Genomic DNA, 21,691 nt, shown 5'->3' on the forward strand with positions numbered 1-21,691 from the left:
TAACTAAGCCAGACCTTACTGGAGGGGTCACGTGAAGCGGAACTGGGAAGCGCTCGTGCTGCGGGCCATGGGCGGGCGGAACTTCCGGCTCACCGTGCTCGACACCGAGCCGGTCGGCGACCGGTACCGGCGGCTGCTGATGGACGGCGGCGACCTGCTGGACGCCTGCGGCGTGCACCCCACCATGTGGATCCGGCTCTGGTTCGACAACGACGGCAAGCCGCACCAGCGGGCGTACACCCTGGTCGACCCCGACCCGGCCACCGGCCGGTTCCACCTGGAGTTCGCCCTGCACGACGGGTGCGCCGCCCGCTGGGCGGAGACCGCGGCCGTCGGCGACACCATCGACGCCACCGTGCAGGGCAGCGCCTTCGCCCTGCCCGAGCCGGCCCCGCGCCACCTCTACCTGGTCGGCGACGCCGCCTCCCTGCCGGCGGTGAACAGCCTGCTCGACGCCGCCCCCGACGTGCCCGCCACGGTCTGGCTGGAGTACGCCCACGACGGCGAGCGGGCGCTGGCGCCCCGCGCCCGGGACCACCACGAGGTCACCTGGATCCCGCGCGGCGCGGACGGCGAGGGCCTCCTGAAGACCGTCCGGGACGCGCTGCCGGCCGCCGACGACGCGCACTACTGGATCGCCGCCGAGGCGGCCAGCACCCGGGACATCACCCGGCACCTGCGCCGCACCCTCGGTGTGGGCAAGCACCAGGTGACCTCGCTCGGCTACTGGAGCGCCCGGTGACCGGCCGCCTCGGCACGCTGACCACGCTCTACGTCACCCAGTACCTCGGGGTGGGCTTCATCACCGTGGGACTGACCGCGATCCTGCGCGACGGCGGCACCTCCCTGGAAACCCTCGCGCTGCTCCAGATCGTCGGTCTCGTGTGGCCGGTCAAGTTCCTCTGGGCCCCGATCCTCGACCGGTACGGCTCCCGCCACCGCGGTCACTACCGCTCCTGGCTGCTGGTGCTCCAGACCGGGCTGGTGCTGGCGCTGGCCGCGCTGCTGCCCTTCGACCGTCCCGCCGACCAGTTGGGCCCGGTGGTCGCGGTCTGCCTCGCGTACGTGCTGCTCTCCGCCACCCAGGACATCGCCGTGGACGCCGTGGCCGTGCGGCTGCTCCCGGCCGGCGCCCGGGGCACCGGCAACGGCATCCAGGTCGCCGCGAGCTACCTGGGCAACCTGCTCGGCGGCGGCGCCTGCGTGGTGGTCTACGACCGGTACGGCTGGCGGCCGGCGATCCTGCTGCTGGCCGCGCTGACCGCGGTCGGCCTGCTGGTGGTGTGGCGGTTCCGCGAGCCGCCCCGCACCGACCGGGTGCCCTCCACGGCGCACGCCTACCGGGCGCTGCTGTCCGTGTTCGCCCAGCCGGGCTGCCGGTGGTGGACCTTCGGCGTGGTGCCGCTGCTCTACGTCGGGGCGGGTGCGGCGTACGCGCTGGTCACCCCGGCGCTGGTGGACGCCGGCTGGTCGCTCGCGCGGATCGGCGTGGTCACCGGCGTGGTGACCAGCGTGCCCGCGATCGCGGCCGTCCTGCTGGCCGGGCTCGGCATCGGCCGCTTCGGGCGCGCCCGGGTGCTGGTGGTGGCCGGCGCCTCCCTCGCCGTGTCCACGCTGCTGTTGCTGCCGCTGCTCACCGGCCGCGCACCGGTGACCGGGACGGTGGTGGCGCTCTGCCTGTTCCTGGCCGCGTACACGGTGGCCAACGTGGTGCTCTACACGGTCAACATGGACTACTCCCGGCCGGAGACCGGCGGCACCGACTTCACGGTGCTCTCGTCGTTCGGGCTGGTCTGCTCGTTCGTGGCCGCCTCGGCCGGCCTGGCCGCGGCCGACCAACTGGGCTACCCGGCGGTCGCCATCGGCTGTGTCGTGCTGGTCGGCCTCGCCGTCGTGGCGGGCGTGGTCCACCAGCGACGCTTCCCCGCCGGGCCGGTCGCCACGACCGGTGCCGGCGTGGCGGCACTCGACCTCTTGACCCTCGCGAGTTAGGTTAGGATAACCTAACTCGCGATCAACTTCGGACCGCTTGTGCCGTCGCACGCCGCCGTCGTGCCCGCTTCCGACCACTGAGGACTGCCCATGAGTCTGCCCGGAGCAACCGTTCCGGCCCCCTCGGCCGGCGCCGGCCCGGCCGCCGCCCGGGACCACCTGTTCACCGCCCGCTCGCTGGACCGCTACCGCGCGGTGCTGGCCGAGGGGGTCGAGCGGGTGGCCCGCCGGGTGGCGACCGCCGACCGGCCGTTCACCGGGGTCGGTCCGGACGACCTCGTCCCGCGCGTCGCGGCCGTCGACCTCGACCGGCCGCTCGGCGACACCGGCGCGGCCCTCGACGAACTGCACGACGTCTACCTGCGCGACGCCGTGTACTTCCACCACCCCCGCTACCTGGCCCACCTGAACTGCCCGGTGGTGATTCCGGCGCTGCTCGGCGAGGCGGTGCTGAGCGCGGTCAACTCCTCGCTGGACACCTGGGACCAGAGCGCCGGCGGCACGCTCATCGAGCGCCGCCTGATCGACTGGACGGCCGAGCGGATCGGGCTCGGGCCCGCCGCCGACGGGGTGTACACCAGCGGCGGCACGCACTCCAACCTCCAGGCGCTGCTGCTGGCCCGGGATGAGGCGCGGGCGCGGGCCGGGCTGCGGCCCGGACCCGAGGCGCTGTCCCGGCTGCGGGTGCTCACCTCCGCGGCCGGCCACTTCAGCGTGCAGAAGGCGGCCCGGCTGCTCGGCCTCGGCCCCGATGCCGTCCGTACCGTCGACACCGACGCGCACCGGCGGATGCGCCCCGACGCGCTGGCCCGGGAGATCGCCCGCTGCCGGGCGGACGGGCTGCTCGTCATGGCCGTCGTCGCCACCGCCGGCACCACCGACTTCGGCAGCATCGACCCGCTGCCGCAGGTCGCCGACATCTGCGCGGCGGCCGGCGTGTGGCTGCACGTCGACGCCGCGTACGGCTGCGGGCTGCTGGTCTCGCCGACCCGCCGGCACCTGCTCGACGGCATCGGGCGGGCCGACTCGGTGACCGTCGACTACCACAAGTCCTTCTTCCAGCCGGTCAGCTCCAGCGCCGTGCTGGTGCGCGACGGCCGGACGCTGCGGCACGCCACCTGGCACGCCGACTACCTCAACCCGGCGCGCGCCGTCGAGCAGCGCATCCCCAACCAGGTCGACAAGAGCCTCCAGACCACCCGCCGCTTCGACGCGCTCAAGCTCTGGCTCACCCTGCGGATCATGGGGGCCGACGGGATCGGCGCGCTCTTCGACGAGGTGGTGGACCGGGCCGGCGAGGCCTGGCACCTGCTCGACGCCGACCCGCGCTTCGAGGTGGTGACCCGGCCGACGCTGAGCACCCTGGTGTTCCGCTGGCGGCCCGCCGGCCTGGCCGCCGATCTCGTCGACGACGCCAACCTGTACGCCCGCGAGGCGCTCGCCGCCTCCGGCGCCGCGCTCGTCGCGGGCACCCGGGTGGACGGCGCCCACCACCTGAAGTTCACCCTGCTCAACCCAGAGACGACCGGGGAGGACGTCGCCGCGGTGCTCGACCTGATCGCCGAACACGCCGGCTGGTACGCCCGCACCCGCACCGCCGCCGAGCTGTCCTGCCCGGTCGGCTGACCGGCGCCGCCCTGGAGAATCCCATGTCGACCCACGACTTCATCGCCGTCGGGCTGGGCCCGTACAACCTCGGCCTGGCCTGCCTGACCGCCCCGATCGCCGACCTCGACGGCCTCTTCCTGGAGGCCCGCGACGACGTCGACTGGCATCCCGGCATGCTGCTGGAGAGCGCCCACCTGCAGACCCCGTTCCTCGCCGACCTGGTCACGCTCGCCGACCCGACCTCGCCATACTCCTTCCTCAGCTATCTGAAGGAGACCGGCCGGCTCTACCCGTTCTACATCCGGGAGAACTTCTTCCCGCTGCGCAGTGAGTTCGACGCCTACTGCCGGTGGGCCGCCGCGAAGCTGCCCAGCGTCCGCTTCGGACACGAGGTGACCGCCGTCGAGTACGACGCCACCGACGACCGGTACGTGGTGCACGCCCGGGTGGACGGCCGCGAGGTCACCCACCGGGCCCGCCGGCTGGTGCTCGGCACCGGCACCCCGCCGCACGTGCCGCCGGCCTGCGCGCGGCTGGGTGGCGACGTGATCCACAACTCGCGGTACCGGGAGCACCGGGCGGCGCTGCGCGGCAAGCGGAGCATCACCGTGGTCGGCAGCGGGCAGAGCGCCGCCGAGATCTACCACGACCTGCTCGCGGACATCGACACGCACGGCTACCAGCTGAACTGGGTCACCCGCTCGCCGCGCTTCTTCCCGCTCGAATACACCAAGCTCACCCTGGAGATGACCTCCCCGGACTACGTGGACTACTTCCACGCCCTGCCCGAGCCGACCCGCTACCGCCTCGAAGCGGAGCAGAAGGGCCTGTTCAAGGGCATCGACGCGGAGCTGATCAACGGGATCTTCGACCTGCTCTACGTGAAGAGCATCGGCGGCCCGGTGCCGACCCGGCTGCTCACCAACACCGAGCTGACCGAGGCGACCCACGACCCGGAGCGCGGGACGTACACGCTGGGGCTGCACCACGTCGAGCAGGAGCGTGACTTCACCCTGGACACCGAGGGGCTGATCCTGGCCACCGGCTACCGCTACCGGGTGCCCGCCTTCCTCGACCCCATCCGCGACCGGCTCCGCTTCGACGGCCACGGCCGCTTCGACGTGGCCCGCAACTACAGCATCGACCACACCGGACGGGGCGTCTTCCTCCAGAACGCCGGCACCCACACGCACAGCGTCACCTCGCCCGACCTGGGCATGGGCCCCTACCGCAACTCGTGGATCATCCGGGAGCTGACCGGCCGCGAGCACTACCCGATCGAGAAGAGCATCGCCTTCCAGGAGTTCGGCGCGCCGGCCGGGATGCCCTCGTGACCGCACCCGCCCACCACCGGCACGATCCGCGCCTCGGCGAGTTCAGCCTCCGCCCGCTCGACCCGGACGCCGACGCCGCGCTGCTGCGCCGCTGGGTCACGCACCCCAAGGCGGTGTTCTGGATGATGCAGGACGCCGACGTGGCCCGGGTGGCCGAGGAGTACCGGCGGATCGCCGCGCACCCGCACCACGACGCCTACCTCGGGTGCTGGCAGGGGCGCCCGGCGTTCCTCGCCGAGCGCTACGACCCCGCCGAGGTCGAGCTGGTCGGCCTCTACGACCCGGTCGAGGGCGACGTCGGGATGCACTTCCTCTGCGCGCCCGCCGAGGCGCCGGTGCACGGCTTCACCCTCGCCGTGCTCACCACGGTGCTCGACTGGCTCTTCGCCGACCCGGCCACCCGCCGGGTGGTGGTCGAGCCCGACGTGCGCAACACCGCCGTGCACGCGCTGAACGCGGCCGTCGGGTTCACCGTCGTCGGCCCGATCGCCAAGCCCGAGAAGACCGCCCTGCTGAGCGTCTGCACCCGCGAGCAGTTCCTGGCCGCCACCCGTCGAGAGGTACCCGCGTGACCACCCCCTCCGCCGCCGTCGACCACCTCACCCCCGAGCTGTGGGCCGCCGCGAACCGCCACCTGGTCCGCAAGGCCCTGGCCGAGTTCGCCCACGAACGGCTCATCACCCCCGACCCGCTAGGCCCCGGCCACTACCGGGTGCGCAGCGACGACGGCACCGCCGAGTACCGATTCGCGGCCCGGCAGTTGAGCCTGCACCACTGGTGGATCGACCCCGCCGGCCTGACCCGGCACGTCGACGGGCGGGAGACCCCGCTCGACGCGGTCGACCTCTGCCTGGAGCTACGCGGCGCGCTCGGCCTCACCGACGCCGTCCTGCCCGTCTACCTGGAGGAGATCACCTCCACCCTGGCCGGGCTCGCCTACAAGTCGGCCCGCCCCGAGCTGACCGCGACCGAGCTGGTCAAGGCGGACTTCCAGCAGATCGAGACGGCCATGACCGAGGGCCATCCGTGCTTCGTGGCCAACAGCGGCCGGATCGGCTGGGGCGTGCACGACCACCACCGGTACGCCCCGGAAGCCGGCCAGCCGGTCCGCCTGCTCTGGCTCGCCGCCCACCGCGACCACACCACCTTCACCTGCGCCGCCGACCTGGACTACGACACCCACGTCCGGGCCGAACTCGGCGCGGAGACCCTCGCGGGGTTCGCCCGCACCCTCACCGGGCTCGGCCTCGACCCGGCCGACTACCTGCTGCTGCCCGTGCACCCCTGGCAGTGGTGGAACAAGCTGGCCGTCACCTTCGCCGGCGAGGTGGCCCGGCGCCACCTCGTGCCGCTGGGCGAGGGGCCGGACGAGCACCTGGCCCAGCAGTCGGTGCGCACCTTCTTCAACGTCACCGACCCGAACCGGCACTACGTGAAGACCGCGCTCTCGGTGCTCAACATGGGCTTCATGCGCGGGCTGTCCGCCGCGTACATGGAACGCACCCCGGCCATCAACGACTGGCTGGCCGGGCTGATCGCCGCCGACCCCGTGTTCGCGCGGACCGGGCTGTCGATCATCCGGGAGCGGGCCGCCATCGGCTACCGGCACCGGCAGTTCGAGGCGGCCACCGACCGGTACTCGCCGTACCGGAAGATGCTCGCCGCGCTCTGGCGGGAGAGCCCGGTGCCCGGGCTGGAGCCCGGCCGGCGCCTGGCCACCATGGCGTCGCTGCTGCACGTCGACCGGGCCGGCCGCTCGTTCGCCGGTGCGCTGATCGCCGGCTCCGGGCTGGCCCCGGCGGACTGGCTGCGCCGCTACCTGGACGCCTACCTCGTGCCGGTGCTGCACGCGCTGTACGCGTACGACCTGGCGTTCATGCCGCACGGCGAGAACGTCATCCTGGTGCTCCGCGACGACGCGGTCGAGCGGGTGGTCTTCAAGGACATCGCCGAGGAGATCGTGGTGATGAACCCGCAGGCCGACCTGCCCGAGGCGGTGAGCCGGATCCGCGCCGCCGTGCCCGAGGAGGAGAAGGTGCTCTGCGTCTTCACCGACGTGTTCGACTCGTTCCTGCGCCACCTCAACGCGATCCTCGACACCGAGGGGATCCTCGACGAGGAGACCTTCTGGCGGACCGTGGCCGGGTGCGTCACCGCCTACACGGAGTCGGTGCCGCACCTGGCCGACCGGCACGACCTGTTCGCCCCGGAGTTCGCGCTGTCCTGCTTGAACCGGCTGCAGCTGCGCAACAACCAGCAGATGGTCGACCTGGCGGACCCGTCGGCCGCGCTCCAGTTCGTCGGGACGCTGGCCAACCCCCTCGCCCCGTACGCCCCGCGGCCGTGAGCGTCCTCGCCGCGCCGGTCGCCCCGGCCGCGCCGGCGGTGCTCCGGCACCGCTGGTGGATCCTGGCGGTGCTCTGCCTGGCCCAGGTCACCGTGGTGCTGGACAACACCGTGCTCACCGTCGCCGTGCCGGTGCTCACCACCGAGCTGGGCGCCAGCACCAGCGACATCCAGTGGATCATCAACGCGTACGCCCTGGTCCTGTCCGGCCTGCTGATCAGCGCCGGCAGCGCGGCCGACCGGTACGGCCGGCGGCGGATGCTGCTGGCCGGGCTGGTGCTGTTCGGGGCCGGCTCGCTGGCCGCCGGCCTGGCGACCACCACCGGTCAGCTCATCGCGGCCCGGGCCGGGATGGGTGTCGGCGGCGCGCTGCTGGTCACCGCAACCCTCGCGGTGGCCGTGCAGGTCTTCGAAGGACCGGCGCGGCAGCGGGCCATCGGGGTCTGGGCGGCGACCAGCGCGCTGGGCTTCGCCGTCGGCCCACCGGTCGGCGGGACGATCCTCGCCCACCTGCCCTGGCAGGCCATCTTCCTGGTGAACGTGCCGGTGGTCCTGGTCTGCCTGGTGGCCGTCCGGATGCTCGTGCCGGAGTCCCGCAAGGCGCTCACCGGCCGCCTCGACCTGCTCGGTGTGCTGCTCTCCACGGCCGGGCTCACCGGCGTGGTCTGGGCGATCACCGCCGGGCCGGACGAGGGCTGGGCCGCGCCCGCGGTGCTCGCCGCGGCCGTGGGCGGCGCCGTGCTGCTCGGCCTCTTCGTCGCCTGGGAACACCGGGTCGCCGACCCGATGCTGGACATGGGCCTGTTCCGCAACCCCCGCTTCACCGGCGCGGTCTCCGGGGTCGTGCTGATCACCTTCGGCGCGACCGGCGCGCTGTTCCTGCTCACCCAGCACCTGCAGTTCGTCCGCGGCTACCCGGCCTGGGAGGCCGGGCTGCGGATGGCCCCGTTCGCGCTGTCCATCGTGGTGCTCAACCTCACCGGGGTGGCCGCCGCGCTGATCCGCCGGATGGGGCGGCCGGCCGCGGTCGCCGTCGGGATGGCGCTGCTCGCCGTCGGGCTGCTGGCTGTCACGTACACGCCGGGCGACGGCTATCCGGTGCTGCTCGGTGGCCTGCTGCTGATGGGCGCCGGCTGCGCGCTGGCCAACCCGGCGATCGCCGAGGCGGTGGTGAGCGCGCTGCCGCCGGAGCGGGCCGGCGCCGGGGCGGGTGTCGACGGCACCATGACCGAGGTCGGTGGCAGCCTCGGCGTGGCCGTGCTCGGCGCCGTGCTGAACGCGCGGTTCGCCGCCCTGCTGCCCGCCGCGCTGGCCGGGGCCGGCTCGTTCCCGGCCGCGCTGGCCGCCGCCGGCACCGACGGCGAGCGCACGCTGGTCCGGGACGCGTTCCGGGTGGCGCTGGAGACCGGGCAGAGCGTGGGGGCGGCGGCCGTGCTGGCCGGTGGCCTGGTCACCGCGTACCTGCTGCACCGCGCCTGGCACCGGTGACGGCGCCCGGCGCGGCCCGGCCGGTCAGGCGACCAGCTGCCAGAGCAGGAACAGGTTGAGCGCCACCACGAGAGCGGTGATCACCGACGCGACGGCGGTGGTGGCCGGGCGGTTGACCAGGCTGCCCATCAGGTCCCGGCGGCGGGTGAAGGCCACCACCGGGATCAGCGCGAACGGGATGCCGAAGCTCAGCACCACCTGCGACAGCACGAGAGCCCGGGTCGGGTCGACGCCGACGGCGAGCACCAGCAGCGCGGGCACCAGGGTGACCAGCCGGCGCACCGCCAGCGGTACGCGGCGGCGCAGGAAGCCCTGCATGATGACCTCGCCGGCGTAGGTGCCGACGCTGGTCGAGGCCAGCCCGGAGAAGAGCAGGGCGACGGCGAAGCCGAGCGCCGCCACCGCCCCCAGGGAGCCGGCCAGGCCGGCGTGGACGCCCTCCAGGGTGTCGGTGCCGGGGATAGCGCTGTTGTGGAAGGTGGACGCCGCGACGAGCAGCATGGCGAGGTTGACCGCGCCGGCGGTGCTCAGGGCGAGCAGCACGTCGGTGCGCAGGCCCTTCGCGACGATCCGCCGCTCGGCCTCGTCGGCCGCCGGGATGCGGTTCGGCGTCAGCGCCGAGTGCACGTAGATGACGTGCGGCATCACCGTCGCGCCGAGGATGCCGGCGGCCAGCAGCATGCTGTCGGTGCCCTGCGCCCGGGGCAGCAGCCCGCCGGCCGCGGCGGACACGTCGGGCTGCGCGGTGAGCAGGTTCACGGCGAAGGCCAGGACGATCACCCCGAGCAGGACCGCGATGGCGATCTCGAAGGCCCGGAAGCCGCGCTGGCGCAGCGCCAGGACGGCGAACGCGGACGCGCCGATGATGAGGCCGCCGGGCAGCAGTGGGACCCCGAAGAGCAGGTAGAGGGCGACCGCGCCGCCGATGACCTCGGCCAGGTCGGTGGCCATGGCCACCAGTTCGGCCTGGACCCACATGACCCGGTTGACCGGCCGGGGCAGGTGCTCGCGGCACAGCTCGGGCAGGCTCCGTCCGGTCGCCAGGCCGAGCTTGGCGGTGAGCGTCTGCACCAGCATGGCGGCCAGGTTCGCCGCCACGACGACCCAGACCAGCAGGTAGCCGTAGCGCGCGCCGGCGGTGGAGTTGGTGGCGAAGTTGCCCGGGTCGACGTAGGCGACCGCGGCCACGAAGGCCGGCCCGAGCAGGATGAGGCGACCGCGCATCCGGCCCCGGGCACGGGCGGTCTGCAGCGGTGACGCGATGGTGAGGTCGTTCGTGACCACGGTGTGCTCCTTGGCGGGGCGGACGGATCAGACGGGTTCGCGTTCGGGTGCCGGCCGGCGGGCCGGCCGCGGCGCCGGCTTCCGGTCCAGCGCGTCGGCGATCGGGATGAGCGCCGTGACGGCGGCGAGCGCGAGGACCGCCGGCGCCGCCGTGCCGGCGCTCGCCGCCGCGAGCGTGAGCAGGGCGAAGACGGTCAGCTTGGTGCGGTTGGCGGTGGACATGTCACCTCCCGGCCTTGCCGCCCGTGCCGGGGTTCGTGCCGTACAGGCGCGGGTCGCCCGGTGGCAGGACCGGCTCGGGGGCGTGCGCCCGCGGGTTGTCGTCGTAGCGGAACTCGCCCTTGCCGTCCGGCGAGGGGCCGGAGGCCCACCGGCCCTCGGCGGCGTCCCGCCCCGGCGAGAAGTCCAGGTAGGTGTAGCTGAACTCCTCGGTGAGCTCCTTCGAGTCGGGGAAGGCGTCGGGCACCGGCATCTCCTCGAGCCCGTCCTCCTTGAGCTGCTCGATGGCCGCCATCCACATGTTCTGGTGCATGGTGTCGCGGGCCAGCAGGAAGCGCAGCATCTGCTTGACGCCGGGGTCGTCGGTCATGTTGAACAGCCGGGCGACCTGGAGCCGGCCCTGGGCCTCGGCGGTGACGTTGAGCTGGAAGTCGGCCATCAGGTTGCCGCTGGCCGTGATGAAGTTGCCGTTCCACGGCACGCCGGCGCTGTCGACCGGCAGGGCCCCGCCGCCGCCGTGGATGAAGTGTGCCGGGTTCGACCCGCCGTAGACGGCGGCGACCATGGGGTTGTCCTCGGCCGCCTCGGAGAGCGACAGCGGGGCGTTCTCCAGCAGCCGGGTGATCATCGTGGCGATCATCTCGACGTGGCCCATCTCCTCGGTGCCCACGTCGAGCAGCAGGTCCTTGTACTTCCCGGGCAGCCGGCAGTTCCAGCCCTGGTACAGGTACTGGTTGGCCACGGTCATCTCGCCCCACTTGCCGCCCAGGATCTCCTGCAACCGGCGGGCGAACGCGGCGTCCGGCCCGTCCGGCTTCGCCTCGAACTGCAGGTCCTTCATGTGCGTGAACATCACATCTCCTCGGGTCCACGGGTGCCGTCCTCAGCGCGTTCCCGGCCCGGCGGCCCGCCGGGGCCGTTCGCGGGCCCGGCCGGGCCGACCCGGAGCGGGACGGGAAGCCGGACGTCGACGGCCAGCCCGCCGGTGCGCGGCCGGCGGGCGCGCAGCGACCCTCCGAGGGAGTCGACGAGCCGGCGGACGATCCAGAGGCCGAGGCCCGACCCGCCGGGCGACGGCGTGGGCCGGGCGAGCGTGGCGAGCAGCGCGCTGTCCGGCGCGCCCCGGTCGAGCACCGAGACCGTCAGCGCGCCGGGGCACGTGGTGGCCAGGACCAGCACCTCGCCGCCGGCCGGGCCGTGCCGCACCGCGTTGTCGACCAGGTTGGTGAGGATCTGGCGGAGCGACCGGTCGGGCACCGCGAGCCGGGCGGCCGTCCCGCTCACCCGGGTCCGCATCCGGCGGTGGGGTGCGCCGGCCGCCACCGCGCGGATCACCCGGGCCAGGGGCACCACCCGCTCCTCGCCCGCCCGGCCGCGGTCCGGCGGGTCGCCGAGGTCGTCCAGCAGGGAGCGCAGGTGCGCGGCGTGCTCGTGGGCCAGCTCGGCGATCGACCGGCGCTCCGCCGCGGTCAACGGCCGCCGGTCCTCGGCGAGGGCGCGGGTCAGCGCGGTCAACGCCTGTACGGGCGTGCGCAGCTCGTGACAGAGCACCCGGACCAGCAGCCGCTCGTCCCGTTCTGCGGGCTGGCGCCGGAGCGGGGCCGGTGCCCGGGTGGCGACGCGGTGAGAGGCTCTCATGAGACCAGCTTCCCGACACTGGCTCACATATGCCCTGTATCTTCCCGAAAGAGGGGGAAAAGGGATGACCAACGGGACGGTGCGACTGGCCGTGGTGGACGACCACCCGCTGTTCGTCCGGGGACTGGCGCTGCTCCTGGCCAGCACCACCGACGGGCGGGCCGAGGTGGTCGGTTCCACGTGCGACGCCGCCGGGGCCGCCGCGCTGGTCAGCCGGTGCGTGCCCGACCTGGCCCTGGTGGACCTGCACATGCCGCCGCCGGGCGGCGCGCGGGCCATCGCGGCCATCCGGCGGACCAGCCCCCGGGTGCGCGTGCTCGCCATGTCCGGCTCGACCGACCCGGCGCCGGCGGTCGAGGCGCTGCGCTGCGGCGCCGAGGGCTACCTGCCGAAGAGCAGCGAGCCGGAGGAGCTGCTGCCGCCGCTGCTGGCCGTCCTGGACGGCTGGGCGGTGCTGCCCGGCCCGCTGCTGCGGCAGCTGCTCGGCCCCACCCGGCGGCCCGAGGTCCACCTCGACGAGGAGGAGCGCCGGCTGCTCCGGGCGGTGGCCGCCGGACTGGGCACGGTGGAGATCGCCGAACGCCTGCACACCTCGGAGCGCACGGTGAAGCGGATGACCGCGGCGCTGCTGCGCAAGCTGCGGGTCACCAACCGGGTGGAAGCCGCCGCGCTGGCCGGACGCGCCGGCCTGCTCGACGAGGAGACGCACCTGGCGGGCCGCTGAGCGCGGGGCCGACACGGACGAGCGGCCGCCCGGGGAGGGCGACCGCTCGTCGGGGCCGGCCGGTCAGGCCGCTGTGGACCAGATGGCGCGGAAGGCCGCGGCCTCGCCCGCCAGCCACTGCTCGATCTGCTCCGGCCTGGCGTCGGCCGGCATCCGGTGGGACTCGCCGCGCCGGACGTCGACCAGCACCGGCTCGGCGTGCGGCAGGACCGCGTCCATGTGCCGGGCCATCAGGTGCAGAGTCGCCAGGGTCGCCTCCTCGCTCGGCGGAACCTCGTCGAAGTGCAGCCGGATGGCCTCGGCGCGACCGTCGGCGTAGCGCACGCCGAACTGCGGGTTGATCTTCACGGGCAGGTCGCCCAGCATGGCCAGCGCGTCGCGGGTCTGGGCCAGGTCGACGCCGGCCGGCTCGCCGAGCGAGTGCAGCCAGGTGGTCGCACCGGGCACCAGCGCCTCGTACAGCGGGCGCCAGCGCGGCTTGACCAGGTCGGCCACCTGGGCCAGGTGGGTGCCGCCGGTGTGGAAGGCGACGTCGGCCTTGAGCGCCTTGACGAACTGGCCGTGCGGGTTGAACCCGTGCCGGCTCGCCCGCTGCTTGCGCAGGCCGCCCACGAAGGTGGCCTTGGTGGGCCCGGTGCGGTCCACGTAGCGGGTGAATCCGAGGAGGGTGGCGTAGGGGGTGACAGGGGCGGCGGAGGTGGGCGCAGTCACGAGCATCCTCCCAGGTCAAAAGCTCGATTAGTACATACATTCTAATCGACAGGTCTGACATCGCCCAGGGGTTGGAGCCGGGGATCCCGGTCAGCTCGGCCGCCGCGCTGGCCGGCGGCGGCGCCGCCGTGCTGTTCGTCATGTTCCGTCGTCGCCGCGTGGCCTTCCAGACCCCGCGCGACTGATCCAGCTACACCGCAGGGGTGGGCCGGTCTCCCGGCTCACCCCTGCGGCGTCAGCGCGGTCAGAGCTGTCCGACGTCGGTGATGCGGACGACCGCGGCGCCCGCCTCGTCGGAGGCCGCGAGGTCGATCTCGGCGCTGATGCCCCAGTCGTGGTCGCCCTCCGGGTCGTCCAGGATCTGGCGTACGGTCCACCGCTCCCGGCCCTGCTCGATCATCAGCAGCGCCGGCCCGCGCGCGTCCGGGCCCACCCCGATCGAGTCGTACGCCTCGAAGTACGGCTCCAGCGCGTCCGCCCACGCGTCCGCGTGCCACCCGTGGTCGGCGTCCAGCTCCCCGAGCAGGTCCCAGCGGCGCAGCGCGGCCAGCTCCACCCGGCGGAACAGCGCGTTGCGCACCAGCACCCGGAACGCGCGGGCGTTGCGGGTGACCGCCGGCGGCCGGTCGTCCAGCGAGGCGGCCACCTCCGCGACGTCGGACGGGTTGCGCAGGCGCTCCCACTCGTCGATGAGGCTGGAGTCGACCTGGCGGACCAGCTCGCCCAGCCACTCGATGAGGTCGACCAGTTCCTCGGTCTTGGCGTCCTCGGGCACGGTCTGCCGCAGCGTCTTGTACGCGTCCGCCAGGTAGCGCAGCACCAGGCCCTCGGAGCGGGACAGGCCGTAGAACTGGACGTACTCGGTGAACGTCATGGCCCGCTCGTACATGTCGCGGACCACGGACTTGGGGGAGAGCTGGTGGTCGGCCACCCAGGGGTGGCCCTGCCGGTACATCTCGTACGCCGATTCCAAAAGCTCGGCCAGGGGCTTGGGCCAGGTCACCTCGTCGAGGAGTTCCAGGCGGGCCTCGTACTCGATGCCCTCGGCCTTCATGGCGGCGACCGCCTCGCCGCGGGCCTTGAACTGCTGCGCGGACAGCACCTGGCGCGGGTCGTCCAGGATCGACTCGATCACGCTGAGCACGTCCAGCGCGTACGAGGGGGACTGCCGGTCGAGCAGGTCGACGGCGGCCAGGGCGAGCGGGGAGAGCGGCTGGTTGAGCGCGAAGTCGAGCTGGAGGTCGACGGTGAGCCGCACCCGGCGGCCCTGCTCGTCCGGCTCGGGCAGCTCCTCGACCACCCCGCCGGCCCGCAGCGCCCGATAGATGGCGATGGCCCGGCGGATGTGCCGGCGCTGGGCCGCCGGGTCCTCGTGGTTGTCGGTGAGCAGGTGCCGCATCGAGGCGAACGCGTCGCCGGGGCGGCCGATGACGTTGAGCAGCATCGAGTGGCTGACCTGGAAGCTGGAGGTCAAAGGCTCCGGCTCGGCCTCGACCAGGCGCTGGAAGGTCGGCTCGCCCCAGCCGATGGAGCCCTCCGGCGGCTTCTTCTTCACGACCTTGCGGCGCTTCTTCGGGTCGTCGCCCGCCTTGGCGAGGGCTTTCTCGTTCTCGATGACGTGCTCGGGGGCCTGCACCACGACCCGGCCGAGGGTGTCGAAGCCGGCCCGCCCGGCCCGGCCGGCGATCTGGTGGAACTCGCGGGCCTTGAGCAGCCGGGTGCGGGTGCCGTCGTACTTCGACAGACCGGTGAAGAGCACGGTGCGGATCGGCACGTTGATGCCGACGCCCAGGGTGTCGGTGCCGCAGATGACCTTGAGCAGCCCGGCCTGCGCCAGGGTCTCCACGAGGCGGCGGTATTTGGGCAGCATGCCGGCGTGGTGCACGCCGATGCCGTGCCGGACCAGCCGGGACAGGGTCTTCCCGAAGCCCGAGGTGAACCGGAAGTTGCCGATTGCGCTCGCGATCATGTCCTTCTCGGCCCGGGTGCAGACGTTCACACTCATCAGCGCCTGCGCGCGCTCCAGAGCGGCGGCCTGGGTGAAGTGCACGACGTAGACCGGGGCCTGCTTGGTCGCCAGCAGCTCCTCCAGGGTCTCGTGCAGCGGCGTCATCGCGTACGAGAAGAGGAGCGGGACCGGCCGCTCGGCCGAGCGGACGACGGCGGTCGGCCGCCCGGTGCGCCGGGTCAGGTCGTCGACGAAGCGGGTGGTGTCGCCGAGCGTCGCGGACATGAGGACGAACTGGGCCTGCGGCAGCTCGATGATCGGCACCTGCCAGGCCCAGCCCCGGTCCGGCTCGGCGTAGAAGTGGAACTCGTCCATGATCACCTGGCCGACGTCGGCCCGGGCGCCCTCGCGCAGCGCCAGGTTGGCCAGGATCTCCGCGGTGCAGCAGATGATCGGGGCGTCGGCGTTGACGCTGGCGTCGCCGGTGAGCATGCCGACGTTCTCCGCGCCGAAGACCTCGCAGAGGGCGAAGAACTTCTCCGAGACCAGCGCCTTGATCGGCGCCGTGTAGAACGTGGTCCGGTCGTCGGCCAGCGCCGCGAAGTGCGCGGCGACCGCCACCAGGCTCTTGCCCGAGCCGGTCGGCGTATTCATGATCACGTTCGCGCCGGAGACGATCTCGATGACCGCCTCCTCCTGGTGGGGGTAGAGGTCGAGACCGCGCTCGGACGCCCAGCCGGCGAACGCGTCGTAGAGGGTGTCGGGGTCGGCGCTCTTCGGCAGCGCGGCGGTGAGAGTCATGGCGGCTCCCATGGTGCCTGGATCATGGCCCGCCGCGCCAACCGGGTTCAGCGCCGCCGGTGGACCAGGTCGAAGATCTCCCGCCCGGCGGTCAGCGCCCGGCGCTCGAACTTGGTCACCGGCCGGTGGGCCGGGCGGGGCGCCCAGCCGCCGTGCACGTCGACCAGTTCGGGGTCGGCGGTCAGCGTCTCCCGCATCGACTCGGCGTACTCGGCCCAGTCGGTCGCGCAGTGCAGCGTCCCGCCGGGGACCAGCCGGGAGCGCAGCAGCGCCACGTGCGCCGGCTGGATGATCCGCCGCTTGTGGTGGCGGGCCTTCGGCCACGGGTCGGGGAAGAAGACGTGCACCGAGTCCAGGCAGCCCGCCGGCATGGCCCGCACCAGGTCCAGCGCGTCGCCCCTGGCCACCCGCACGTTGCCCAGGCCGTGCCGGTCGACCAGGTCCAGCAGGTTGGCGATTCCGGGCGTGTGTACCTCAACCGCCAGATAGTGTCGGTCCGGGTCGGCGGCCGCCATCGCCGCGGTGGCGTCGCCCATGCCGGAACCGATCTCCAGCACCAGCGGCGCCCGCCGTCCGAACAGCGCCGTCGGATCGCACGGCCCGTCCAGGTCGTCGATCTCCAGGCCGTACGCGGGCCAGAGCCGGGCCAGCGCCTCGCGCTGCCGGTCGCTCATCCGTCCGCGACGCGGGTGGAAGGTGCGGATACGGGCGGCGTGGGCCGGCGGCGCGGCGCTGAAGTCGGTGGAGGTCACAGCGACCCGAGCGTACGCGACCGCCGCCGCGGATCGGATGTGATGGGCGGTCCGGGGTGAGAGGATTCATCCCGTACGGCAGGACGGGTGGCCCGCCGCCCGACCCCGACGCCGGGAGGGGGCATGGTGTCAGTCACGGGACGTGCGGCGCTGCTGGTCGCGGCCGCCGCGTGCACCGCCCCGCTGGTCGGCGCGCTTCCCGCCCAGGCCGGCCCGCCCGCCCGACCGGCGTTCTCCGCCGCGCTGGTGCCCGCCGCCGAGCCCGTGCCGGGCCAACCCGGGACACAGCCGCCCGCCGACCTCATCTTCGTGGAGGTCACCCCGAGCACCGTGGAGGCCGGCTTCCTGGTCGGCATCCGGGCGAGCTGCCGGGACAACTCGGTGCCGGCCACCGTGGTGTCCGACGCGTTCGGCCGGATCCAGGTGCAGCCGCAGCGCGGCCTGCTCACCGCCTCGCCGATGGTCCGGGAACGCACCCGCCCCGGCAACTACCGGGTCAAGCTGGAGTGTCCCGGCGGGCAGACCGCGTCCACCATGCTCCAGGTGGTCAAGCGGGTGCAGCCCAGCCGCGGCCCGGCGACCGGCTTCGGCGGCACGGCCGGCAGCGGCGTCGGCGGGCTGCTGGTGCCGGTCGGGCTGGCGCTGACCGTGGCCGGCGCGGTGGTCGGTGTGGTCGCGTCCCGCCGGCCCGTTCGACTGGGCCGACGCGGCGACCGGGTCGAGCGGGCGCACCACCGAGCCGACCCGGGCGCGGGAGCCGGCCAGCCTTCCGGTCCGCCTCGCCGTGCCGGCCATCAAGATCACCGCCCCGGTCACCCCGGTCGGCCAGGCCCGGGACGGCTCCATCGCCGTGCCGCCGCTGACCGAGCACCACCAGACCGGCTGGTACAACCGCGGGGCGGTGCCCGGCGATCCGGGCCGGGCGATCATCGTCGGGCACGTGGACACCAAGAGCGGGCCGGCGGTCTTCTACCGGCTGCACGAGCTGAAGCCGGGGGACCGGATCGAGGTGACCCGGGAGGACCGCAGCGTGGTCACCTTCAAGGTCGACACGGTCGAGTACTTCGACAAGGCCAACCTGCCCGCCGACCGGGTGTACGGCGAGTCCGGTCCCGCCGAGCTGCGGCTGATCACCTGCGGCGGCGAGTGGGTGGGCGGCCACACCGGCTACCAGGACAACGTCATCGCCTTCGCCTCGCTCCTCGACACCCGCAACCCCTGACGCCGCCTGGCGCCCGCGGCGCCTGGCGATGAGTCCCGTGCGACTTCAAGTTCGTAGGGCCTGAGCAGGAGGCGGCGGACCGGGGCTTGTGGCAGCGCGCGCCTTTCGAGCTGACGTCGGCAACGACTCAGAAGGACTGCTATTCGGCTTCTGCGACGAAGACGCCCTGGCCCTGCTGCCCGTAGATGAGGTTGCGCGCGTGCAGTTCCTTCACGGCGCGGTAGGCCGTCGACCTGGCGACGTTGTAGGTCTCGCCGATCTCCGACACGGACGGCAGTTGTCGCCCGGGCGCGTATTCGCCGGCGCGGATCTTGGCCTCGATGTCGTCGGCGACACGTCGGTAGTGCGGTGGCCTGGTCGGCATGATCGGCTCTCCTGGACTTCAGCGGAGATCATGTTTCCAGCCCGCACCTGACCAGGACAAGGCGACAACGCGGCAAAGTGGAGACAGTGAGAACTTAACTACAGTGAGACAGTGAATACAGTGAGACAGTGGGTCGGAGCTCCTGGACTTCAGCAATCCGGGGTTTCCGGTCACCCGCCCCGGGCACGGACTCCGCACCCGGGGCGGCCCATCGCTCACTCGCGGAAGGCGTGGGCCATGCCAATGGACGACGGCGACATCACGCCCGCCGACGAGCTGTTCGCGATGATGCGGATCATCGACACGCACTGGACCCGGGCGCTCGACCAGCCCTGGCGGGCCGGCGGCTGCCTGGAGTGCCGGGACCGGGACACCTGTCCGCAGCTCGACTGGGCCCTCAAGCTCATGGCCGACGTCGCGTCCACCATGTTCCAGAAGTAGGAGGGGTCAGCCCTTGCCGGGGACGTGCTGCACGACCTCGAACTCCAGCAGGGTGGCCCCGGTGGAGACCGGCTTGCGCGGCTCCCCGCCCCCGCCGCCGGCGTGCGCGGCCCGGGACGGCCCTTGCGCCCACGCCTGGTAGGCCTCCTCGGTCTCCCAGCGGGTGTAGACGAAGTAGCGCGTCTCCCCGCCGACCGGGCGGAGCAGCTCGAAACCGAGGAAGCCGGGGGAGTTCTCCACCGCGCCGGCCCGGGCTGCGAACCGCTTCTCCAACTCCTCGCCGGCGCCCGCCGGGACGTCGATCGCGTTGATCTTCACGACTGCCATGGCTCCACCCTAACGAGCGGGGCCGGAACGAGCCGGGTCAGAACGTCTCGACGGCCGGCACCAGGTCGGCGTCGACGACGATCGGGGCGTGGTCGGAGGGGCCCTTGCCCTTGCGGGCCTCCCGGTCCACGTACGCGGAGGTGACCGCGCGGGCGAACGGCGCGGTGGCGTAGACCAGGTCGATCCGCATGCCCTTGTTCTGGTGGAACATGCCGGCCCGGTAGTCCCAGTAGGTGTAGGGGTGCGGCCCCTTCATGGGCGTCGGCACCACGTCGCTGAGGCCGAGGTCGCGCAGCGCGGCCAGGGCGGCCCGCTCGGCGGGGGTCACGTGGGTGGAGGTGACGAAGAGCTTCGGGTCCCACACGTCGGCGTCGGTCGGGGCGACGTTGAAGTCCCCGCAGACCGCGACCGGCAGCCCGCCGGTCACCTCCGGCTCCAGGGCGTCCCGCAGCGCCGCGAACCAGGCCAGCTTGTACGCGTAGTGCGGGTCGTCGGGGGAGCGGCCGTTCGGCACGTACACCGACCAGACGCGCAGGCCGCCGCAGGTGGCCGAGATGGCCCGGGCCTCGGGCAGGGGGAAGCCCGGTTCGCCGGGGAAGCCGACCGCCACGTCGGCCAGGCCCACGCGGGACAGGAGGGCCACCCCGTTCCACCGGCCGTCGCTGTGGCTGGCCGCCTCGTAGCCCAGCTCGCCCACCTCGGCGACCGGGAAGGCCCCGTCGGGGCACTTGGTCTCCTGCAGGCAGACGACGTCGGGCTTCGTGGTGGCCAGCCAGTCGAGCAGCCGGGGGAGGCGGGCCTTCACCGAGTTGACGTTCCAGGTCGCCAGGCGCATGCCTCCAGCCTGCCGCATCGGCCGCCACCCCGCCGGGTCAGCCCACGGGGTGTCGCGTCAGCGTTCCGGCGTGTCCCCGGGTCGGGTCTGCTCGGCGAGGAAGCGTTCCAGCTCGGCGCCGAGCTCGTCGGCGGTGGGCAGCGGGCCGGTCTCCGGGGCGAGCAGGTTCTTCTCGCCGCGGCCCCGCGCGAACGCGTCGTACTGCTCCTCCAGGGCCTGGACCAGGGTGGCCGCCTCCTCGGTCTGGGCGACCTGGCGGTCGATCTCCACGCGCACCACCTCGGCGGCGGCGCGCAGGCCGTCGCGAGGCAGCAGCAGCCCGGTGCTGCGGGACACCGCGGCGAGCAGCGCCTCGGCGGCGGCCGGGTACTCGGTCTGCGCGACGTAGTGCGGCACGTGCGCGGCGAAGCCGAGGGCGTCGCGACCGCGCTTTCCGAGGCGGTATTCGAGCAGGTGGCCCACGCCGGCGGGCACCTGGACCTTCTGGAGCCAGGGCTCGTAGCCGGAGATCAGGTCGCGCCGGGTGGCGTGCGCCGTGACGCCGGTGGGTCGGGTGTGCGGGACGGCCATCGGGATCGAGTTGAGCCCGACGGTGAGCCGGACCTCGAGCCGCGCGCTGAGCGCGGCGACCGCGGCCACGAAACGTTCCCACTGCACGTCCGGCTCGGGGCCGGTGAGCAGCAGGAACGGGGTCTCGTCGTCGTCGCGCAGGAGGTGCAGCTCCAGCGCCGGGGCGTCGTAGTCGGCCCAGTGGTCCTCGACGAAGGTCATCACCGGCCGGCGGGAGCGGTAGTCGAAGAGCTGGTCGACGTCGAAGCGGGCGATGGGCCGCGCCTCCAGGGAGGTGAGCAGCTGCTCCCGGGCGAGGCGGGTGGCGCTGCCGGCGTCGACGAAGCCGGTGAGGGCCTGGATCAGCACCGGTTGGCCGAGATCGGGCAGATCGTCGCTGAGTTCGTAGAGCTCGTGTGGGTCGAGCACCGGTTCGGACCTTCCTGTCGACGCGTCCGGGGTGGCCGCGCGCACACGGCACCCCGTTCGGCCAACGTACCGGCCGTCGTGGTCCATTCCGTTACGGGCCGACTGATGATCACAATTCGGCGACGGCACGGTATTGGCTCCTCCTCCCGGTCCGGGTGCGGGTCAGCCGAAAGGACGAGTTAGTCGATCAGTGGGCGGCCCCGGGGAGGCTGCGAAGTTCCTGCCCGGCGCGGTGCGACGCGCGCCACACCGGAGGTTTTCCCGGGTCGCGAGGTCCGTCACCGGCCGACCCGGGCCGGCGACGGCTGTCCGGTTCCGAGGGCGCAGACTGTGGCGAGGACCACCCGACGAGCCTGGGTGATCCCGGTTTGCCCTGTCTAGCCTCGTCGAATGCGTGACGACGGCTCCCTCGACGACCAGTACGGCCTCGACGGCTCGGTTGACCGTTCGGACGATACCCCCTCGACCGATCAGTTGACCGCTTGCGCGGAGGCATCCACTTCCCGCGGTTTCCTGCGTACCCGCTTCAACGCCCTCGTGAACCCCCTCGCCGCCCGGCCGGGCCGGTCGAAGATGGCCATGGCCACCGGCGCGGTCTGCTGCCTCGGGCTGGTCGGCGGCTTCACCCAGATCGGCGCCCGCCCGGCCGGCGACCCCCCGAACCCGGCCGCCTCGGCCG

21 protein-coding genes and 2 pseudogenes are annotated in these 21,691 nt (G+C 73.3%); 12 read left to right on the forward strand and 11 right to left on the reverse strand.

Going from position 1 to position 21,691, the window contains the following annotated elements; translation table 11 throughout:
- Positions 1-31 precede the first annotated feature (31 nt).
- The 7 genes from F8274_RS12435 (at position 32) to F8274_RS12465 (ending at position 8,768) form a co-directional block, all read left to right on the forward strand.
- Complete coding sequence (locus tag F8274_RS12435; protein ID WP_151462454.1) at positions 32-742, forward strand: siderophore-interacting protein; 711 nt, start codon at positions 32-34, stop codon at positions 740-742.
- Positions 739-1,992, forward strand: coding sequence for an MFS transporter (locus F8274_RS12440; RefSeq protein WP_151462455.1), 1,254 nt, complete (start codon positions 739-741; stop codon positions 1,990-1,992). Before F8274_RS12435 ends, F8274_RS12440 begins: the two co-directional genes overlap by 4 nt.
- A gap of 90 nt (positions 1,993-2,082) precedes the next feature.
- Complete coding sequence (locus F8274_RS12445) at positions 2,083-3,618, forward strand: aspartate aminotransferase family protein (RefSeq protein ID WP_151462456.1); 1,536 nt, start codon at positions 2,083-2,085, stop codon at positions 3,616-3,618.
- Between the two features lie 23 nt (positions 3,619-3,641).
- A complete protein-coding gene (locus tag F8274_RS12450; protein ID WP_151462457.1) occupies positions 3,642-4,934 on the forward strand; it encodes a lysine N(6)-hydroxylase/L-ornithine N(5)-oxygenase family protein in 1,293 nt (430 codons plus the stop codon).
- A complete protein-coding gene (locus F8274_RS12455) occupies positions 4,931-5,506 on the forward strand; it encodes a GNAT family N-acetyltransferase (RefSeq protein ID WP_151462458.1) in 576 nt (191 codons plus the stop codon). The genes F8274_RS12450 and F8274_RS12455 overlap by 4 nt, the downstream gene beginning before the upstream one ends.
- On the forward strand, positions 5,503-7,281 hold the full coding sequence (locus tag F8274_RS12460) for an IucA/IucC family siderophore biosynthesis protein (protein WP_151462459.1): 1,779 nt from the start codon (positions 5,503-5,505) through the stop codon (positions 7,279-7,281). The genes F8274_RS12455 and F8274_RS12460 overlap by 4 nt, the downstream gene beginning before the upstream one ends.
- The gene (locus F8274_RS12465) at positions 7,278-8,768 is read left to right on the forward strand and encodes an MFS transporter (RefSeq protein ID WP_151462460.1); all 1,491 of its coding nucleotides are present in this window, start codon (positions 7,278-7,280) and stop codon (positions 8,766-8,768) included. The genes F8274_RS12460 and F8274_RS12465 overlap by 4 nt, the downstream gene beginning before the upstream one ends.
- Before the next feature lie 24 nt (positions 8,769-8,792).
- Here the strand turns inward: F8274_RS12465 and F8274_RS12470 are convergent, their stop codons facing one another.
- Genes F8274_RS12470 through F8274_RS12485 form a run of 4 tightly spaced genes read right to left on the reverse strand, consistent with a single transcriptional unit; the run spans position 8,793 to position 11,909 of the window.
- Positions 8,793-10,052: an Nramp family divalent metal transporter gene (locus tag F8274_RS12470; protein WP_151462461.1), complete on the reverse strand. Its 1,260-nt coding sequence runs from the start codon at positions 10,050-10,052 to the stop codon at positions 8,793-8,795.
- Positions 10,053-10,079: 27 nt separating this feature from the next.
- Positions 10,080-10,274: a hypothetical protein gene (locus tag F8274_RS12475; protein WP_151462462.1), complete on the reverse strand. Its 195-nt coding sequence runs from the start codon at positions 10,272-10,274 to the stop codon at positions 10,080-10,082.
- A 1-nt stretch (position 10,275) separates the two neighbouring features.
- Positions 10,276-11,124 carry a manganese catalase family protein gene (locus tag F8274_RS12480; protein WP_151462463.1) on the reverse strand — a complete coding sequence of 283 codons (849 nt, stop codon included), beginning with the start codon at positions 11,122-11,124 and terminating at the stop codon, positions 10,276-10,278.
- The gene (locus tag F8274_RS12485) at positions 11,124-11,909 is read right to left on the reverse strand and encodes a sensor histidine kinase KdpD (RefSeq protein ID WP_151462464.1); all 786 of its coding nucleotides are present in this window, start codon (positions 11,907-11,909) and stop codon (positions 11,124-11,126) included. The genes F8274_RS12480 and F8274_RS12485 overlap by 1 nt, the downstream gene beginning before the upstream one ends.
- A 64-nt stretch (positions 11,910-11,973) precedes the next feature.
- Between F8274_RS12485 and F8274_RS12490 the strand changes: the two genes are divergently transcribed.
- Entirely contained in the window at positions 11,974-12,633 is a 660-nt protein-coding gene (locus F8274_RS12490; protein WP_151462465.1) for a response regulator transcription factor, read from the forward strand.
- A 63-nt stretch (positions 12,634-12,696) separates the two neighbouring features.
- Here the strand turns inward: F8274_RS12490 and F8274_RS12495 are convergent, their stop codons facing one another.
- The 3 genes from F8274_RS12495 to trmB form a co-directional block, all read right to left on the reverse strand.
- Positions 12,697-13,344, reverse strand: coding sequence for a hypothetical protein (locus F8274_RS12495; protein WP_151462466.1), 648 nt, complete (start codon positions 13,342-13,344; stop codon positions 12,697-12,699).
- A 244-nt stretch (positions 13,345-13,588) separates the two neighbouring features.
- Positions 13,589-16,093: an RNA helicase gene (locus F8274_RS12500; protein ID WP_151462467.1), complete on the reverse strand. Its 2,505-nt coding sequence runs from the start codon at positions 16,091-16,093 to the stop codon at positions 13,589-13,591.
- Positions 16,094-16,140: 47 nt separating this feature from the next.
- Positions 16,141-16,845, reverse strand: coding sequence for a tRNA (guanosine(46)-N7)-methyltransferase TrmB (gene trmB, locus F8274_RS12505; RefSeq protein ID WP_151462468.1), 705 nt, complete (start codon positions 16,843-16,845; stop codon positions 16,141-16,143).
- A gap of 123 nt (positions 16,846-16,968) precedes the next feature.
- Between trmB and F8274_RS31955 the strand changes: the two are divergent.
- Positions 16,969-17,532: pseudogene (locus tag F8274_RS31955) on the forward strand (hypothetical protein); the annotation flags it as partial.
- Entirely contained in the window at positions 17,513-18,067 is a 555-nt protein-coding gene (locus F8274_RS12510; RefSeq protein WP_370518226.1) for a class F sortase, read from the forward strand. The pseudogene F8274_RS31955 and the gene F8274_RS12510, both read left to right, overlap by 20 nt.
- A 139-nt stretch (positions 18,068-18,206) precedes the next feature.
- On the opposite strand, the gene F8274_RS12515 is transcribed toward F8274_RS12510, so the two are convergent.
- Entirely contained in the window at positions 18,207-18,431 is a 225-nt protein-coding gene (locus tag F8274_RS12515; protein ID WP_151462469.1) for a GntR family transcriptional regulator, read from the reverse strand.
- Positions 18,432-18,668: 237 nt separating this feature from the next.
- Here F8274_RS12515 and F8274_RS12520 point away from each other — a divergent pair, with 237 nt between their 5' ends.
- Entirely contained in the window at positions 18,669-18,872 is a 204-nt protein-coding gene (locus F8274_RS12520; RefSeq protein ID WP_151462470.1) for a hypothetical protein, read from the forward strand.
- A gap of 6 nt (positions 18,873-18,878) precedes the next feature.
- Here the strand turns inward: F8274_RS12520 and F8274_RS12525 are convergent, their stop codons facing one another.
- From F8274_RS12525 to F8274_RS12535, 3 genes are read right to left on the reverse strand one after another with little or no spacing between them, the layout of a single operon-like run.
- Complete coding sequence (locus F8274_RS12525; RefSeq protein WP_151462471.1) at positions 18,879-19,199, reverse strand: antibiotic biosynthesis monooxygenase; 321 nt, start codon at positions 19,197-19,199, stop codon at positions 18,879-18,881.
- Between the two features lie 37 nt (positions 19,200-19,236).
- Positions 19,237-20,034 (reverse strand): exodeoxyribonuclease III, encoded by a 798-nt coding sequence (locus F8274_RS12530; RefSeq protein WP_151462472.1) that lies wholly within the window; start codon positions 20,032-20,034, stop codon positions 19,237-19,239.
- A gap of 57 nt (positions 20,035-20,091) precedes the next feature.
- On the reverse strand, positions 20,092-21,012 hold the full coding sequence (locus F8274_RS12535) for a proteasome assembly chaperone family protein (RefSeq protein WP_151462473.1): 921 nt from the start codon (positions 21,010-21,012) through the stop codon (positions 20,092-20,094).
- Positions 21,013-21,402: 390 nt separating this feature from the next.
- On the opposite strand from F8274_RS12535, the pseudogene F8274_RS12540 reads away from it, so the two are divergent.
- A pseudogene (locus tag F8274_RS12540) lies at positions 21,403-21,691 on the forward strand (hypothetical protein); the annotation flags it as partial.

The organism is Micromonospora sp. AMSO31t, assembly GCF_008868175.1.
In the GTDB taxonomy this organism is placed as follows: domain Bacteria; phylum Actinomycetota; class Actinomycetes; order Mycobacteriales; family Micromonosporaceae; genus Micromonospora.

Coding starts and splice junctions, on each gene's coding strand:
- F8274_RS12445 (WP_151462456.1), top strand. CDS start 2,083: ATGAGTCTGCCCGGAGCAACCGTTCCGGCCCCCTCGGCCGGCGCCGGC.
- F8274_RS12450 (WP_151462457.1), top strand. CDS start 3,642: ATGTCGACCCACGACTTCATCGCCGTCGGGCTGGGCCCGTACAACCTC.
- F8274_RS12475 (WP_151462462.1), bottom strand. CDS start 10,274: ATGTCCACCGCCAACCGCACCAAGCTGACCGTCTTCGCCCTGCTCACG.
- F8274_RS12480 (WP_151462463.1), bottom strand. CDS start 11,124: ATGTTCACGCACATGAAGGACCTGCAGTTCGAGGCGAAGCCGGACGGG.
- F8274_RS12485 (WP_151462464.1), bottom strand. CDS start 11,909: ATGAGAGCCTCTCACCGCGTCGCCACCCGGGCACCGGCCCCGCTCCGG.
- F8274_RS12490 (WP_151462465.1), top strand. CDS start 11,974: ATGACCAACGGGACGGTGCGACTGGCCGTGGTGGACGACCACCCGCTG.
- F8274_RS12500 (WP_151462467.1), bottom strand. CDS start 16,093: ATGACTCTCACCGCCGCGCTGCCGAAGAGCGCCGACCCCGACACCCTC.
- F8274_RS12515 (WP_151462469.1), bottom strand. CDS start 18,431: ATGCCGACCAGGCCACCGCACTACCGACGTGTCGCCGACGACATCGAG.
- F8274_RS12520 (WP_151462470.1), top strand. CDS start 18,669: ATGCCAATGGACGACGGCGACATCACGCCCGCCGACGAGCTGTTCGCG.
- F8274_RS12525 (WP_151462471.1), bottom strand. CDS start 19,199: ATGGCAGTCGTGAAGATCAACGCGATCGACGTCCCGGCGGGCGCCGGC.
- F8274_RS12530 (WP_151462472.1), bottom strand. CDS start 20,034: ATGCGCCTGGCGACCTGGAACGTCAACTCGGTGAAGGCCCGCCTCCCC.